Genomic DNA, 15,286 nt, shown 5'->3' with positions numbered 1-15,286 from the left:
CCGCAAGGGGGAAACGATGCCAATAGTGATATTTCGTGAGCGCGGTCAGGATCTCTGGTGTTACATCGCCAAACAAGATCTCGAGGCCAAAGTCCTGACGGTCGAGCATGATACCCCGGACAACTGGGGTGGTGCTATTTCTCTGGAGGGAGGACGCCAGTATGTCGTCAGCCTGCAACCCGGACGACCGTCCTTTCCTATCAGCCTGCGCGCCACGCGCGGCGCACTCGTGTGAGAGGTGCCAGATGAACGATAACGATGTCCTTTTCTGGCGCATGCTGGCGCTGTTCCAGTGCCTGCCAGAACTGCAACCCGCGCAGATACTGGCCTGGCTGACGGGAGAACGCGACGATGCCTTAACCCCGGCGCAGCTCGATAAACTGAACATGCGCGAACTGGAAGCCACCTTCCCGTCGGAAACCGCCATGATGTCGCCCGCGCGCTGGACGCGCGTCAAAGCATGTCTGCGCGGCACGCTGCCCTCACATTTGCAGGTAAAAAGCACGGCGCGTCGGGCACAGCTACTGGTAGCCTTTTGTTCGCAGGATGGTGTGCTGATTAATGGCCACTTTGGTCAGGGACGGTTGTTTTTTATCTACGCCTTCGATGAACAAGGCGGATGGCTGCACGCGTTACGCCGTTTTCCCTCCGCCCCGCAAGCCCAGGAACCAAATGAAGTCCGCGCGCAACTGCTGGGCGATTGCCACCTGCTGTTTTGTGAAGCCATTGGCGGCCCTGCGGCGGCCCGGCTGATTCGCCACAATATCCACCCGATGAAAGTGTCACCGGGGATGTCCATCGCCGCCCAGTGCGATGCGATTACCTCCCTGCTCTGCGGACGCCTGCCGCCCTGGCTGGCAAAACGTCTTGAGAAAGCCAACCCGCTGGAAGAACGGGTATTTTAATCTGCTTGAACCCCTGCGTCTGACCTGTGTGTGCAGGGGATCCTTTTCTCGTTGTACTCAATGCGCCAATTGTCTGCTTTGTCGTAAATCCGACAGTACTTTCCCCTTTAAAATCAACGACTCATTTCTGGCTTACGAATTGCAATGTTGTGCTTAGCCCAACACGTCAATGAGGTCACTATGAAGGGAAATGAAATTCTCGCGCTGCTGGATGAACCTGCCTGCGAACACAACCACAAACAAAAATCCGGCTGTAGCGCCCCTAAACCCGGCGCAACGGCGGGCGGTTGCGCCTTCGACGGCGCGCAAATCACCCTGCTGCCGCTGTCAGATGTGGCGCACCTGGTACATGGGCCGATTGGCTGCACGGGCAGCTCTTGGGATAACCGGGGCAGCATGAGCTCCGGCCCCAGCATCAATCGGCTCGGTTTTACCACCGATTTGAATGAGCAGGATGTGATCATGGGGCGCGGCGAACGGCGGCTTTTTCACGCGGTACGTCACATCGTCAACCGCTACCATCCAACCGCCGTGTTTATCTACAACACCTGCGTTCCGGCGATGGAGGGTGATGATATTGACGCCGTGTGTCAGGCGGCGGAAACCGACACCGGCGTGCCGGTGATTGCCGTTGATGCCGCCGGGTTCTATGGCAGCAAAAATCTCGGCAACCGTCTGGCGGGCGAAGTGATGGTCAATAAGGTGATCGGCCGCCGCGACCCGGCTCCCTGGCCTGCGGATACACCGTTTGCGCCGGAACATCGCCACGATATTGGCTTGATTGGCGAGTTTAATATCGCCGGGGAGTTCTGGCACGTTCAGCCTCTGCTTGATGAACTGGGCATCCGTGTGCTGGGTAGCCTGTCGGGCGATGGGCGTTTTAGCGAGATTCAGACCATGCACCACGCGCAGGTCAATATGCTGGTCTGCTCCAGAGCGCTGATCAATGTGGCCCGCGCCCTTGAACAACGCTACGGCACGCCCTGGTTTGAAGGCAGTTTTTACGGCGTACGCGCCACCTCGGATGCCCTGCGCCAGCTGGCCGCGATGATGGGTGACACCGATCTGATTGCCCGTACCGAAGCCGTTATTGCGCGCGAAGAAGCCACGGCAAATCTGGCGCTGGCCCCGTGGCGCGAACGGCTACAGGGACGCAAGGTGCTGCTCTATACCGGCGGGGTGAAATCCTGGTCGGTGGTCTCGGCATTGCAGGATCTCGGCATGACTGTGGTGGCGACCGGCACGCGCAAATCCACCGAAGAAGACAAACAGCGGATTCGTGAATTAATGGGCGATGACGCGCTGATGCTGGAAGAAGGCAACGCCCGCACCCTGCTTGATGTGGTGTATCGCTATCAGGCGGACTTGATGATTGCCGGTGGACGCAACATGTATACCGCCTACAAAGCGCGGCTACCGTTTCTGGATATCAACCAGGAGCGCGAGCACGCCTTTGCCGGTTATCACGGCATTGTCACCCTCGCCCAACAGCTGTGTCAGACCATTGACAGCCCCATCTGGCCGCAAACACACGCCCGCGCACCGTGGCAATAAGGAGTGAAAAATGGCAGACATCATCCGTAATCATAAACCGCTGGCCGTGAGCCCGGTAAAAAGTGGCCAGCCGTTGGGCGCGATTCTGGCCAGCCTCGGCTTTGAGCACAGTATTCCGCTGGTGCACGGGGCACAGGGATGTAGCGCGTTCGCCAAGGTGTTCTTTATCCAACATTTTCACGACCCTATCCCGCTGCAATCGACGGCGATGGACCCCACGTCAACGGTGATGGGTGCCGATGGCAATATCCTGACCGCACTCAGCACGCTGTGCCAGCGCAACAGCCCTAAGGCCATTGTTTTATTAAGCACCGGGTTATCCGAGGCGCAGGGCAGCGATATCAGCCGCGTGGTGCGCCAGTTCCGCGAGGATTATCCCCGCCACAAAAATATCGCCCTTCTGGCCGTTAACACACCGGACTTTTACGGCACGCTGGAAAACGGTTATAGCGCGGTGGTGGAAAGCGTCATCGAACAGTGGGTGCCGGAAAAACCTCAGCACGGCCTGCGTAACCGGCGGGTCAACTTGCTGTTAAGCCACCTGCTGACCCCCGGTGATGTCGAACTGCTGCGCAGCTACGTGGAGGCCTTTGGCCTGCAACCGGTGATTGTGCCCGACCTTTCTCAGTCGCTGGACGGTCATCTGGCGAGCGGGGATTTTTCCCCTGTCACTCAAGGGGGAACGCCGCAACGGGTCATTGAACAGATGGGGCAAAGCCTGTGCACATTTGCCATTGGCGTGTCGCTTTCACGTGCGGCGTCGCTGCTTGCCCAGCGTAGCCGTGGCGACGTTATCGTCCTGCCGCATCTGATGACCATGGAACACTGTGACCGCTTTATTCACCAGCTGAAGATGATTTCCGGGCGCGAAGTTCCCCCCTTGATTGAGCGCCAGCGCGGGCAGTTGCAGGATGCGATGATCGATTGTCATATGTGGTTGCAGGATGCCCGCCTCGCGCTGGCTGCCGAAGGCGATCTGCTCGCGGGCTGGTGCGATTTCGCCCGCAGCCATGGCATGCTCCCCGGTCCCATCGTCGCCCCGGTCAGCCAGCCGGGCCTACAACAGCTTCCCGTCGAGAAAGTGGTCATTGGCGATCTGGAAGATATGCAGGATTTGCTCTGCGCTATGCCTGCCGACCTGCTGATCGCAAACTCCCATGCGGCGGACCTGGCCGAACAGTTTGCCATCCCGCTTGTCCATGCCGGTTTCCCCATCTTCGACCGGCTTGGCGAGTTTCGCCGCGTGCGCCAGAGCTACCCCGGCATTCGTGACACGCTGTTCGAGCTGGCGAACTTGATGCGCGAACGTCACCACCACATGCCGCTGTATCGCTCCCCCCTGCGCCAGCAGTTTGCCCAGGACACCGACGGAGAACGCTATGCAACATGTTAACCGCCAGTTCAGCACTATCTGTTCCAGCGAATGGTCGATGAAAGTCGCCTTCGCCAGTTCCGATTACCACCATGTGGATCAGCACTTCGGCGCTACGCCTCGCCTGGTGGTGTACGGGGTGAAAGAGGATGACGTCACCTTACTGAGGGTCGTGGATTTTAGCGTGCTGGCCGGGCATCAAACCGAGAAGCTCGCCAGCCGCATCAGTGCGCTGGAAGATTGCGTCACCCTCTACTGCGTGGCCATTGGCGAAGCGGTATTTCGTGAACTGCTGCAAATTGGCGTGCGTGCAGTCCGCGTGCCGGAAGACACGCCGATTGTCGGCCTGCTACAGGAAATCCAGCACTACTGGTATGACAAAGAACAGCGCAAAAGCGCACGGCATCGCGACCCGAATCGTTTTTCACAACTGCTGCTTGAGAGCCAGTGGCAGGACGACGATGAGCGTTAAGAATTGTGTCGTTTCTGCGACAAACCTCACATAAACCGCGACATTGCGCGTGGGTTTATGTGAGTCGACATATGTAAGACAATGAAAGATAACAATTTTCCATCTGGTACTGCTTTTGCTTAGCCCTTATACCCGCTGTTGATTAACGCGGTGAAATGCGCCCTGCGCTGTCCGTCATAATCCTGGGAGCTGAGAGCATGTGGAACTATTCCGAGAAAGTGAAAGATCATTTTTTTAATCCCCGTAATGCCCGGGTCGTGGCAGAGGCCAACGCGGTTGGCGATGTGGGATCAATAAGCTGTGGCGATGCCCTGCGCCTGATGCTGCGCGTCGATCCGCAAAGCGAAACGATCCTTGAGGCCGGTTTTCAGACCTTTGGCTGCGGTAGCGCCATCGCCTCCTCATCGGCATTAACGGAACTGATCATTGGCCGCACGCTGAATGAAGCTGAGCAGGTTACCAACCAGCAAATCGCCGACTACCTCGACGGGCTGCCGCCGCAAAAAATGCACTGCTCAGTCATGGGTCAGGAAGCGCTGCGCGCGGCGATCGCCAACTACCGGGGTGAAACTCTTGATGACGATCATGAGGAAGGCAAACTTATCTGCAAATGCTTTGGCGTGGACGAAGGCCAGATTCGCCGGGCGGTGCTGACCAACGGCCTGACCACCCTTGAAGAGGTGATCAACTACACCAAAGCGGGCGGTGGTTGTACCTCCTGCCATGAAAGCATCGAACTGGCGCTGGCGGATATTCTGGCTGAGCAGCAGGCGGCACCGGTTGTCGCCATGGAGGCAACAAAAGATCCGCACTGGCAAGAAGTGGTAGATGCCATTACCGAATTGCGCCCACACATCCAGGCCGACGGCGGCGATATGTCGCTGATCAATGTTGCCAATCACAAAGTCACCGTCAGCCTTTCCGGTAGCTGTAGCGGCTGCATGATGACGGACATGACGCTGGCCTGGCTGCAGCAAAAATTAATGGAACGTACCGGCTGTTTTATGGAAGTCGTGGCCGCATAAGCCACATCTCACTGTCCGTTATGGGGGAATAAAGATGAAACCGATTTATCTGGATAATAACGCCACGACCTGTATCGACCCGATGGTGCTGGAGGCGATGATGCCGTTTTTAACCGAGCATTACGGCAATCCTTCCTCGATCCATGACTTTGGTTCGCCCTCGCGCGGGGCGCTGGAGCGTGCACATCAACAGGTCGCCGCCCTGCTTGGCGCCGATCACGCCAGTGAAATCATTTTTACCTCCTGCGCCACCGAAGCCACCTCAACGGCACTGCATGCCTGTATTGAACTGATGCCGGAACGCCGCGAAATCATCACCACCATGGTGGAACACCCGGCGACGCTAGCGGTTTGCGAACACCTGGAACGCCAGGGCTATCTGATCCACCGTATTGCGGTCAATGCCGATGGCGCGCTCGATATGGCGCAGTACCGTCAGGCGCTCAGCACACGAGTGGCGGTGGTGAGCGTGATGTGGGCCAATAACGAAACCGGGGTGATTTTCCCGGTGGCCGAAATGGCGGAACTGGCCCATGAATTTGGCGCGTTGTTCCACTGTGATGCGGTACAGGCGGTGGGGAAAATCCCGCTGGCGGTCGGCAAAACGCAAATAGATATGTTGTCCTGTTCCGCCCACAAACTGCACGGGCCAAAAGGCGTCGGCTGCCTGTATTTACGCCGCGGCACGCGCTTTCGCCCGCTGCTGCGTGGTGGGCATCAGGAACGCGGACGCCGGGCCGGGACGGAAAATATTGCCGGGATTGTTGGCATGGGCAGCGCCTGCGAACTGGCGCAGGTTCATCTCCCAAGTATGGCTGAGATTGCCCGTCTTCGCGACTATTTGCAGGACGAACTGGTCAACATCGTGCCATCGGTGATGGTGATGGGAGGCAATCAGCAGCGAGTGCCGGGAACGGCAAATCTGGCGTTCGAGTTTATTGAAGGTGAAGCCATTTTGCTGTTGTTAAACCAGGCGGGGATTGCGGCCTCCAGCGGTAGCGCCTGTACATCGGGCTCCCTTGAACCGTCACACGTGATGCGCGCGATGAATATTCCTTATACCGCCGCCCACGGCAGTATTCGCTTCTCCCTTTCACGCTACACGCGGGAAAAGGAGATTGAATACGTGATTGCCTCACTGCCGCCGATTATCTCCCGGCTGCGGATGCTTTCACCCTACTGGCAAGACGGCAAACCGCTCCCTGTGGAGTCATCTTTTGCGCCGGTTTACGGCTAAGCGGAGGCGGTTATGGCCAGTGTGCTGATTAACGACACAACGCTGCGGGACGGCGAACAAAGTCCTGGGGTGGCGTTTCGCGCCAGCGAGAAAATCACCATCGCCGAAGCCCTGTTTACCGCTGGCGTCACGGCGCTTGAGGTGGGCACTCCGGCGATGGGTGAAGAAGAGTGTACGCGCATCCAGCTGGTACGCCGCCATTTGCCGGACGCCACGCTGATGTCCTGGTGTCGCATGAACGCCGGGGAAATCCGCCAGAGCGCCGACCTCGGGATGGACTGGGTGGATATTTCGATTCCGGCGTCCGACAAGCTGCGTCAGTACAAACTGCGCGAACCGTTGCCCGTGCTGCTGGAACGACTGGGCAGCTTTATCGGTATGGCGCGCGCACTGGGCCTTGCGGTGTGCATCGGCTGTGAAGATGCCTCACGCGCAGTCAACGACACGCTGCGCCAGATAGCCCATGTCGCCCGGCAGGCGGGCGCAAGCCGTCTGCGTTTTGCCGATACGCTGGGCCTGCTGGACCCGTTCGCAACGGACAATTACATCCGTACGCTGCGTGGCTACTGGGACGGAGAAATCGAGATGCATGCCCATAACGATTTGGGGCTGGCCACCGCCAATACCCTGGCGGCCATTCGCGCCGGGGCAACCAGCGTCAATACCACCGTGCTGGGGCTGGGGGAACGTGCGGGCAATGCCGCGCTGGAGACCGTCGCTCTCGGTTTACACCGCTGTCTGGATATCGACAGCGGCGTTGATTTTAGCCAGTTGCCCGCGCTGTGCCAGAAGGTGGCCGAAGCCGCCCAGCGCCCTATCGATGCCCAGCAGCCGCTGGTCGGCGAGCAGGTGTTTACCCACGAATCCGGGGTCCACGTTGCCGCGTTATTGCAGGACAGAGAGAGCTATCAGGCAATCGATCCGGCGCTGATGGGCCGGGAATATCGTCTGGTATTAGGTAAACACTCGGGGCGCCAGGCGGTGGATGGCGTCTTCGCACGCATGGGCTATCACCTGGACGCGCTGCAAATCGACGTGCTGCTCCCGGCCATTCGCCGCTTCGCCGAAAGCTGGAAACGCACGCCGAAAGATTATGAACTGATCGCCATTTACGATGAGCTGTGCAGTGAACCGATACGCCAGCTGGGAGGCTGAGTATGAAATGGTTTTATCAGATCCCCGGCGTCGATGAACTGGACAGCGCCGAATCCTTTTTTGAGTTTTTTTCCGTCCCGTACGAGCCGGCCGCCCTGCGCAGCCGCTGCCTGCCGGTGCTGGCGACGTTTAACCACAAACTGCGCAATAACGTCCCGCTGCGCAATCTACTCGAAGATAACCCGCGCGCGCCGTGGCTGCTGGCCCGGCGTCTGCTGGCCGAGAGCTACCAACAGCAGATGAGCGGAGGTGACCAATGACCCCGGCGTTTACATTTGGTGATGAGGTTCGCGTGACGCGGGCGATTCGTAATGACGGCACCATGCCCGGCTATGCGCGCGGCCAGTTGCTGGTACGCCGCGGCAGTACCGGGTTTGTCCGTGAATGGGGCGTGTTTTTACAGGACCAGATTATCTACCAGATTCACTTTCTCGACAGTGACCTGGTGGTGGGCTGTCGTGGACAGGAGCTGATTCCCGCCAGTCAGCCCTGGGATGCCGGGATGCTGCAATTCGGCGATATTGTCACCACATTACAGGCACTGTCGATCAATGGCGCAGTGGTGGTGAGCGCCGGGGCAACCGGGCAAATCGAAGCCACCGACCAGGGGCACGACGGAAATAGTTACACTGTCACGTTTTCTGAACGTTGGTTTCAGGTTCCCGCCAGTGCCCTGCGCCTGGCTGAGGAGATCGCATGAGTGCCGCCTGGGAGCAATTTGGCCTGCGTCGTCTGGCGAAAACGAGCTGGAAATGCGAGCCGCAGGATATTCCGGCCAGCGAAAAAGCGGCCTTCGACCAGGCATGGAGCCGCCAACGTTTTCTGGAACAGGCTATCGTTCAGCAGGCCAGCGGGCTGCAGGTCACCGATACCCTGCTGAAAAGCATCAATGCCTCGCTGGTGGAGTTGCTCAACCAAGCTGAATTTAGCGAAGAGGAACGGCAGGCGGTAGTGCAGCATCACGCGCTGATGGAGCTGCAGTTTGTGCGGATCACCGAGCAGGTGCCCTTTCCCGATGACATGACGGTGCTCGCCTGGTATGAACGTAATCAGGAAAAGTTTATGCGCCCGGAGCAGCGCTTAACCCACCATTTGTTGCTCACCGTGGATGGCGACAGCGACCCCCTACACCGCCAGGCGATGCAGTTTTACCTGGAAATTCAGAGTTCGCGTGATGCCTTTCCTCGACTGGCGAAGCGCTACTCTCACTGCCCGAGTGCCTTAGAAGGCGGCCGGCTAGGCTGGATCAGTCGCGGTTTACTTTACCCTCAACTGGAATCCGCCCTGTTTGCCTTGCCGGAGAACGGTATCGCCGCGCCAGTGGAAACAGAGCTGGGCTGGCATTTAATTTGGTGTGAAAGCATTCGCGCCCCCCAGCTTTTGCCGCAGGCCGAAGCGCTGGAAAAAGCGCGGGAATTTTTGTGGCGGCAGAGCCAGCAACAGTGGCAACAGACGTGGCTCAATCGTTTGATGGCAGAGATGCCAGCTTGAGTGCCCGTATTTTAGATTACCCCTTCACACTCTACGATCGGGAACCGAACCCGTAGCCCGGATAAGGCGCGTCACGCGCCGCATCCGGGAAAAACTACAGAATCTGCGGCTTAATCTGATCCAGCCATGACTCAAGACGCTCGTCCGTTAAATCAAACTGGTTATCCTGGTCCAGCACCAGCCCGACAAACTGCCCGGCTTCGAGCGCGGCGGAAGAGAAAAAATCATACCCGTCGCGTGGCCACAGGCCGACAACCTGCGCGCCGCAGCGCACCACCGTGTCATAGAGTGGGCGCAGCGCGCTGACAAAGTTATCCGGATACCCCTGCTGGTCGCCAAGGCCAAACAACGCCACGATTTTACCGCTCAGGTTGGCGTCATCCAGTTGATCCATAAACTCACCCCAGGATTCACTCTCACACCCGGCATCCAGTCCGGGCAACTGCCCGTCGCCTAAGGTTGGCGTACCGAGTACCAGCACCGGGTACGACAAAAACGTCTCCAGCGACGTGCGATTAATATTGACCGGCGCATCCGCCACATCCCCCAGTTTTTGCTGGATAAGTTTGGCGATTTTGCGGGTTTTACCCGTGTCGCTGCCGAAAAAAATACCAATGTTAGCCATTGTGCGCTCCTGTTAAGAAAGAATAAGGCCGCCGGCAAACGGCGGGTATCCCTTCTCCTGTTGCGAAGGCTGTGCCAGGTTTTTTTGCCCGCCTTCACTGCACTGAAATGGGTGAAAATATGACTCTTTTTTGTGCAGAGCCAGTCTGTAGCACATCAGACAACGCTGTCCAAAAGCCCTTTCCAGACCCAATCAGGGCCATTATGCGAATCAGGATCAATGTTTTGGCGCGTCACCTGACCTAAAGGTGCACTCTTTGCATGGTTAATCGCACCCAACCAGGGCTGCGGATGTCTGTCGTTTACCTACCCAAATTGTTGTAAGTGCGACACAACCGGCCTGAAACCAGGAGCGTGTGATGACCTTTAATATGATGCTGGAGACCAGCGCACCGCAGCAGATTGCGGGTAACCTCTCACTTCAACATCCCGGACTGTTTTCCACGATGGTTGAACAGGCTCCGATCGCGATTTCACTAACCGACCCCGACGCTAACATTCTGTATGCCAATCCGGCCTTTTGCCGCCAGACCGGCTACAACCTGGCGGAATTGCTCAACCAGAACCACCGCATACTGGCAAGCCAACAGACGCCGCACAGTATTTATCAGGAGCTGTGGCAAACGCTCTTACAACAAATGCCCTGGCGCGGTCAGTTGATCAACCGCCGTCGCGATGGCAGCCTCTACCTTGCGGAGATTGACATCACTCCGGTCGTCAATGAACAGGGCGAACTGGAACACTACCTCGCCATGCAGCGCGATATCAGCGCCAGCTATGCCCTCGAACAGCGCTTACGCAATCACACCACCATGAGCGAGGCGGTACTGAACAACATTCCTGCGGCGGTGGTGGTGGTCAACGAGCAGGACCAGGTGGTGATGGACAACCTCGCCTACAAAACGTTTTGCGCCGACTGCGGCGGCAAAGAGTTGCTCACCGAGCTGGATTTCTCCCGACGTAAACTCGATCTTTACGCCGGGCAAGTCCTCCCTGTTGTGCTGCGCGGCAGCGTCCGCTGGCTTTCCGTCACCTGCTGGGCATTGCCGGGCGTGAGCGAAGAAGCCAGCCGCTACTTTATTGATACCGCGCTCCCCCGCACACTCGTGGTGATCACCGACTGTACCCAGCAACAGCAGCAGGCCGAACAGGGCCGCCTCGATCGTCTCAAACAGGAGATGACCACCGGGAAATTGCTGGCGGCGATCCGTGAATCGCTGGATGCTGCGCTGGTGCAGTTAAACTGCCCCATCAATATGCTGGCGGCAGCGCGTCGGCTTAACGGTGAAGATAATCACAACGTGGCGCTCGATGCCGCATGGCGCGAAGGGGAAGAGGCGCTGGCCCGTCTGCAACGCTGCCGCCCGTCGCTTGATCTGGAAGAGAACGCACTATGGCCTCTGCAGCCGCTGTTTGACGATCTGCGCGCGCTTTACCACACCCGCTATAACAATGGTGAGAATCTGCACGTTGAGATGTCCTCTCCGCATCTGGCGGGATTTGGCCAACGTACACAGATCCTCGCCTGCCTGAGTTTGTGGCTGGACCGCACGCTGGCCCTCGCCGCCGAACTGCCGGACAGGGCGCTACATACCCAGCTTTACGCCCGTGAAGAGGACGGCTGGCTGTCCATTTGGCTGACTGACAATGTGCCGCTAATCCAGGTGCGATACACCCACTCCCCCGATGCCCTTAACGCTCCCGGCAAAGGGATGGAGCTGCGGCTGATTCAAACGCTGGTCGCCCATCATCGCGGTGCCATAGAACTGACCACCCGCCCTGAGGGCGGTACCTGCCTGACCCTGCGATTTCCGCTATTTCATTCACTGACCGGAGGCCCACGATGACCCAGCGACCCGAGTCGGGCGCCACAGTCTGGCGTTTTGATCTCTCCCAGCAGTTTACTGCCATGCAGCGCATCAGCGTGGTGTTGAGTCGTGCAACGGAGATAAGCCAGACGCTGCAGGAGGTGCTGTGCGTTTTACACAACGACGCGTTTATGCAACACGGCATGCTGTGTCTGTACGACAGCCAACAGGAGATCCTGAGCATTGAAGCGCTGCAGGAGGCCGACCAACATGTGATTCCCGGCAGTTCGCAAATCCGTTATCGCCCCGGCGAAGGGCTGGTTGGCGCGGTACTTTCTCAGGGGCAATCGCTGGTGTTGCCGCGCGTTGCCGACGATCAACGCTTTCTCGACCGTCTCGGCATCTATGACTACAACCTGCCGTTTATCGGCGTCCCCTTAATGGGACCCCGCTCTCAGCCTATTGGCGTGCTCGCCGCACAACCGATGGCGCGTCTGGAAGAGCGGCTTCCCTCCTGCACCCGCTTTCTGGAAACCGTCGCCAACCTGGTGGCGCAGACGGTGCGACTGATGACTCCGCCGACCGCGCCCACACCACGCGCGGTGGTCGCCCAGACCGAACGCCAGCGCGGGTGCGCGTCGCCGCGCCCTTTCGGCTTTGAGAATATGGTGGGCAAAAGCCCAGCGATGCAGCAGACAATGGACATCATTCGCCAGGTATCGCGCTGGGACACCACCGTGCTGGTACGCGGCGAAAGCGGCACCGGGAAAGAACTTATCGCCAATGCAATCCACCACAACTCCCCCCGCGCCGCCGCGCCCTTTGTGAAATTCAACTGCGCGGCGCTCCCGGACACGCTGCTGGAGAGCGAGCTATTCGGTCACGAAAAAGGCGCTTTTACCGGTGCGGTTCGCCAGCGTAAAGGGCGCTTTGAGCTGGCCGATGGCGGCACGCTGTTTCTCGATGAAATCGGTGAAAGCAGCGCCTCCTTTCAGGCCAAACTATTGCGTATTTTGCAGGAAGGAGAAATGGAGCGCGTCGGCGGTGATGAAACCCTGCGCGTCAACCTGCGGATCATTGCCGCCACCAACCGAAATCTGGAAGAAGAGGTGCGGATGGGCAATTTCCGCGAGGATCTTTACTACCGCCTTAACGTGATGCCCATCTCCCTGCCCCCGTTGCGTGAACGTCAGGAGGACATTGCCGAACTGGCGCATTTTCTGGTGCGCAAAATTGCCCAAAACCAGGGGCGGACGCTGCGGATCAGCGACGGTGCCATTCGCCTGTTGATGGGTTACAACTGGCCCGGCAATGTGCGTGAACTGGAAAACTGTCTGGAACGTTCGGCGGTGATGTCCGAAAGCGGACTGATCGATCGTGATGTGGTGTTGTTTAACCACCGTGAGAACACGCCGAAGCAGGCGATTGCCGCCGCGCCGAAAGAGGACAGCTGGCTTGATCAAACGCTGGATGAACGTCAACGGCTAATTGCCGCGCTGGAGAAAGCCGGATGGGTGCAGGCCAAAGCGGCGCGCCTGCTGGGCATGACGCCCAGACAGGTTGCCTATCGGATACAAATTATGGATATCAGCATGTCCAGGATGTAACAGTTCACTTTGTGACATTCAACACATTGTCAGCCAAACGCCACATTCACGACAAACAATCGCGATAACTATTTTTTTAAATTGTTATATTTCAATGTATTATAATTATTGTGAGCGGTACAAGTTTTGCAGCAGGAAGACATGACTACGCAAATTAAGGAGCGATCATGACTTCCTGCTCTTCCGCTAGTGGCAAGGGTTGCCAGACATCTGGCGAACCCTTAACCGATTTTATCGCCAGCAAAGTGGCGTCACACCCCTGCTACTCACGTAGCGGTCACCACCGTTTTGCCCGCATGCACTTGCCGGTCGCCCCTGCCTGCAATTTGCAATGTAACTACTGCAACCGAAAATTCGATTGCAGTAATGAATCCCGTCCCGGCGTCTCCTCGTCCTTACTGACTCCCGAGCAGGCGGTGGCGAAAGTACGCCAGGTCGCAACGGCGATCCCGCAACTGTCGGTGGTGGGCATCGCCGGTCCCGGTGACCCGCTGGCGAACATCAGTCACTCCTTCAAAACGCTGGAGCTGATCCGCGGACAGTTACCGGATTTAAAACTGTGCCTGTCGACCAACGGTCTGATGCTGCCCGATGCCGTCGATCGCTTGCTGGAGGTCGGCGTTGACCACGTCACCGTGACCATTAACACCCTCGATCCGGATATCGCCGCACAAATCTACGTCTGGCTGTGGCTGGACGGTGAGCGCTACAGCGGCCGCGAAGCCGGGCAAATCCTCGTGGCCCGCCAGCTCGAAGGGGTGCGCAGACTGACGGAAAAAGGCGTGCTGGTGAAGATCAACTCCGTGCTGATCCCCGGTATCAACGATCATTCTCTGGTGGATGTCAGCCGGGCATTACGGCAATACGGCGCGTTTATTCATAACATCATGCCGCTGATTGCCCGCCCGGAACATGGCACAGTGTTCGGCCTCAACGGGCAACCCGAACCGGACGCGGCAATGCTGGCCGCCACCCGCGCACAGTGCGGCGAGATCATGCCGCAAATGACCCACTGTCAGCAGTGCCGCGCCGACGCCATCGGCATGCTCGGGGAAGATCGCAGCCAACAATTTCTGTTTACTCCGGCAGAACCGGCCCCACAGCCCTGGCTGCCGATACTACAAAAACGCGCCAGGCTGCACGCCAGTATCGCCACGCAGGGCGAGTCGGACGAGGCAGATGCCTGCCTGGTGGCGGTTGCCTCTACGCGTGGTGATCTGATCGACTGCCACTTTGGTCATGCGGATCGCTTTCGCATTTACAGCCTTTCCGCCGCGGGAGTGGTGCTGGTGAATGAACGCTTTACCCCCAAATTCTGCCAGGGCAGCGACGCGTGCGAACCGCAGGACAGCGAAGCGCGCATGGCGGCAATCATGGATTTGCTCGCGGATGTGAAAGCCGTTTTTTGTTCACGTTTCGGCTACGGTCCCTGGCAGCGGCTGGAAGCACAAGGTATTCAGCCTTGCGTTGATGACGCCTGGCAGCCGGTCGTCCCAACGCTGGCGCGCTGGTGGGAAAACGCGCGTCAGCAGTGGCAACAGGATGATTGTCATAAGGGGGTGGCATGACCACCATCGCCCAGCACTACTGGCTTCGTCGACTGGTACACCTCTATGCGGATGGTGAAGGCTACTACCCTGTGCAAATGGGACTGGCTGATGATCCGTGGCTGACGCTCAACGCCCGCATGGACAAGCCGACGCACAGCGCGCCATCGGATGTGGTTTTACGGCGTACGTTGATGTCAGAGCTCATTGCCACACGCGAAGAGGAGCGCACTCAGCTGGCTGACTGGCTGGCGTGTCATATGTCACCGGACGCGGAACCGATGCACCAGATCATCGCCAGCGCGTCCCTGGCATTCAACCATCTGTGGCAGGATCTTGGGCTGAGTTCGCGCGGAGAATTGCGCGAACTTATGACCGACTGCTTTCCGCAACTAGATAGTGTCGTCACAATATTTTAGCCCAGAGAGCGATGCATCTGATCTGGACGGCAGCGAGAAATGAGGCCGTATTTTTTGCGTAGCGCGTTGC

At 58.3% G+C, this 15,286-nt stretch carries 15 protein-coding genes and 2 pseudogenes; 15 read left to right on the top strand and 2 right to left on the bottom strand.

The window, feature by feature from the left end; translation table 11 throughout:
• The first annotated feature begins 16 nt into the window (after nt 1-16).
• The 11 genes from nifT (at nt 17) to nifM (ending at nt 9,211) form a co-directional block, all read left to right on the top strand.
• Nucleotides 17-235, top strand: a complete 219-nt coding sequence (gene nifT / locus ACSZPU_RS08695) for a putative nitrogen fixation protein NifT (protein ID WP_498997609.1) — start codon at nt 17-19, stop codon at nt 233-235.
• 10 nt (nt 236-245) lie between these two features.
• On the top strand, nt 246-905 hold the full coding sequence (locus ACSZPU_RS08690; protein ID WP_498997607.1) for a NifB/NifX family molybdenum-iron cluster-binding protein: 660 nt from the start codon (nt 246-248) through the stop codon (nt 903-905).
• Nucleotides 906-1,085: 180 nt separating this feature from the next.
• Nucleotides 1,086-2,459 carry a nitrogenase iron-molybdenum cofactor biosynthesis protein NifE gene (gene nifE / locus ACSZPU_RS08685; RefSeq protein ID WP_498997605.1) on the top strand — a complete coding sequence of 458 codons (1,374 nt, stop codon included), beginning with the start codon at nt 1,086-1,088 and terminating at the stop codon, nt 2,457-2,459.
• Nucleotides 2,460-2,469: 10 nt separating this feature from the next.
• Complete coding sequence (gene nifN / locus ACSZPU_RS08680) at nt 2,470-3,852, top strand: nitrogenase iron-molybdenum cofactor biosynthesis protein NifN (protein ID WP_498997604.1); 1,383 nt, start codon at nt 2,470-2,472, stop codon at nt 3,850-3,852.
• On the top strand, nt 3,839-4,303 hold the full coding sequence (locus ACSZPU_RS08675; protein WP_498997601.1) for a NifB/NifX family molybdenum-iron cluster-binding protein: 465 nt from the start codon (nt 3,839-3,841) through the stop codon (nt 4,301-4,303). Before nifN ends, ACSZPU_RS08675 begins: the two co-directional genes overlap by 14 nt.
• 197 nt (nt 4,304-4,500) lie before the next feature.
• Entirely contained in the window at nt 4,501-5,328 is an 828-nt protein-coding gene (gene nifU / locus ACSZPU_RS08670; protein WP_498997599.1) for a Fe-S cluster assembly protein NifU, read from the top strand.
• A gap of 34 nt (nt 5,329-5,362) precedes the next feature.
• Nucleotides 5,363-6,565: a cysteine desulfurase NifS gene (gene nifS, locus ACSZPU_RS08665; protein ID WP_498997597.1), complete on the top strand. Its 1,203-nt coding sequence runs from the start codon at nt 5,363-5,365 to the stop codon at nt 6,563-6,565.
• Nucleotides 6,566-6,577: 12 nt separating this feature from the next.
• Entirely contained in the window at nt 6,578-7,720 is a 1,143-nt protein-coding gene (nifV, locus tag ACSZPU_RS08660) for a homocitrate synthase (protein WP_498997594.1), read from the top strand.
• Between the two features lie 2 nt (nt 7,721-7,722).
• Nucleotides 7,723-7,980 (top strand): nitrogenase-stabilizing/protective protein NifW, encoded by a 258-nt coding sequence (locus tag ACSZPU_RS08655; protein ID WP_498997593.1) that lies wholly within the window; start codon nt 7,723-7,725, stop codon nt 7,978-7,980.
• Entirely contained in the window at nt 7,977-8,420 is a 444-nt protein-coding gene (locus ACSZPU_RS08650) for a nitrogen fixation protein NifZ (protein ID WP_498997591.1), read from the top strand. The genes ACSZPU_RS08655 and ACSZPU_RS08650 overlap by 4 nt, the downstream gene beginning before the upstream one ends.
• Nucleotides 8,417-9,211 (top strand): nitrogen fixation protein NifM, encoded by a 795-nt coding sequence (gene nifM, locus ACSZPU_RS08645; RefSeq protein ID WP_498997589.1) that lies wholly within the window; start codon nt 8,417-8,419, stop codon nt 9,209-9,211. The genes ACSZPU_RS08650 and nifM overlap by 4 nt, the downstream gene beginning before the upstream one ends.
• Nucleotides 9,212-9,305: 94 nt before the next feature.
• Here the strand turns inward: nifM and ACSZPU_RS08640 are convergent, their stop codons facing one another.
• On the bottom strand, nt 9,306-9,836 hold the full coding sequence (locus tag ACSZPU_RS08640) for a flavodoxin (protein WP_498997586.1): 531 nt from the start codon (nt 9,834-9,836) through the stop codon (nt 9,306-9,308).
• 358 nt (nt 9,837-10,194) lie between these two features.
• Here ACSZPU_RS08640 and nifL point away from each other — a divergent pair, with 358 nt between their 5' ends.
• The 4 genes and pseudogenes from nifL to ACSZPU_RS08620 form a co-directional block, all read left to right on the top strand.
• Complete coding sequence (gene nifL, locus ACSZPU_RS08635) at nt 10,195-11,682, top strand: nitrogen fixation negative regulator NifL (RefSeq protein WP_498997584.1); 1,488 nt, start codon at nt 10,195-10,197, stop codon at nt 11,680-11,682.
• Complete coding sequence (gene nifA, locus ACSZPU_RS08630; RefSeq protein ID WP_498997582.1) at nt 11,679-13,250, top strand: nif-specific transcriptional activator NifA; 1,572 nt, start codon at nt 11,679-11,681, stop codon at nt 13,248-13,250. Before nifL ends, nifA begins: the two co-directional genes overlap by 4 nt.
• A gap of 167 nt (nt 13,251-13,417) precedes the next feature.
• Complete coding sequence (nifB, locus tag ACSZPU_RS08625) at nt 13,418-14,818, top strand: nitrogenase cofactor biosynthesis protein NifB (RefSeq protein WP_498997581.1); 1,401 nt, start codon at nt 13,418-13,420, stop codon at nt 14,816-14,818.
• Nucleotides 14,815-15,192: pseudogene (locus ACSZPU_RS08620) on the top strand (nitrogen fixation protein NifQ); the annotation flags it as partial. The gene nifB and the pseudogene ACSZPU_RS08620, both read left to right, overlap by 4 nt.
• Nucleotides 15,193-15,202: 10 nt before the next feature.
• Here ACSZPU_RS08620 and ACSZPU_RS08615 read toward each other — a convergent pair.
• Nucleotides 15,203-15,286 (bottom strand): annotated as a pseudogene (locus ACSZPU_RS08615) (IS5/IS1182 family transposase); the annotation flags it as partial.

The organism is Phytobacter sp. V69, assembly GCF_965644215.1.
Taxonomy (GTDB): domain Bacteria; phylum Pseudomonadota; class Gammaproteobacteria; order Enterobacterales; family Enterobacteriaceae; genus Phytobacter.
The sequence above is the reverse complement of the archived record's forward strand: the minus strand, read 5'-3'. Positions and strand labels throughout refer to the sequence as shown.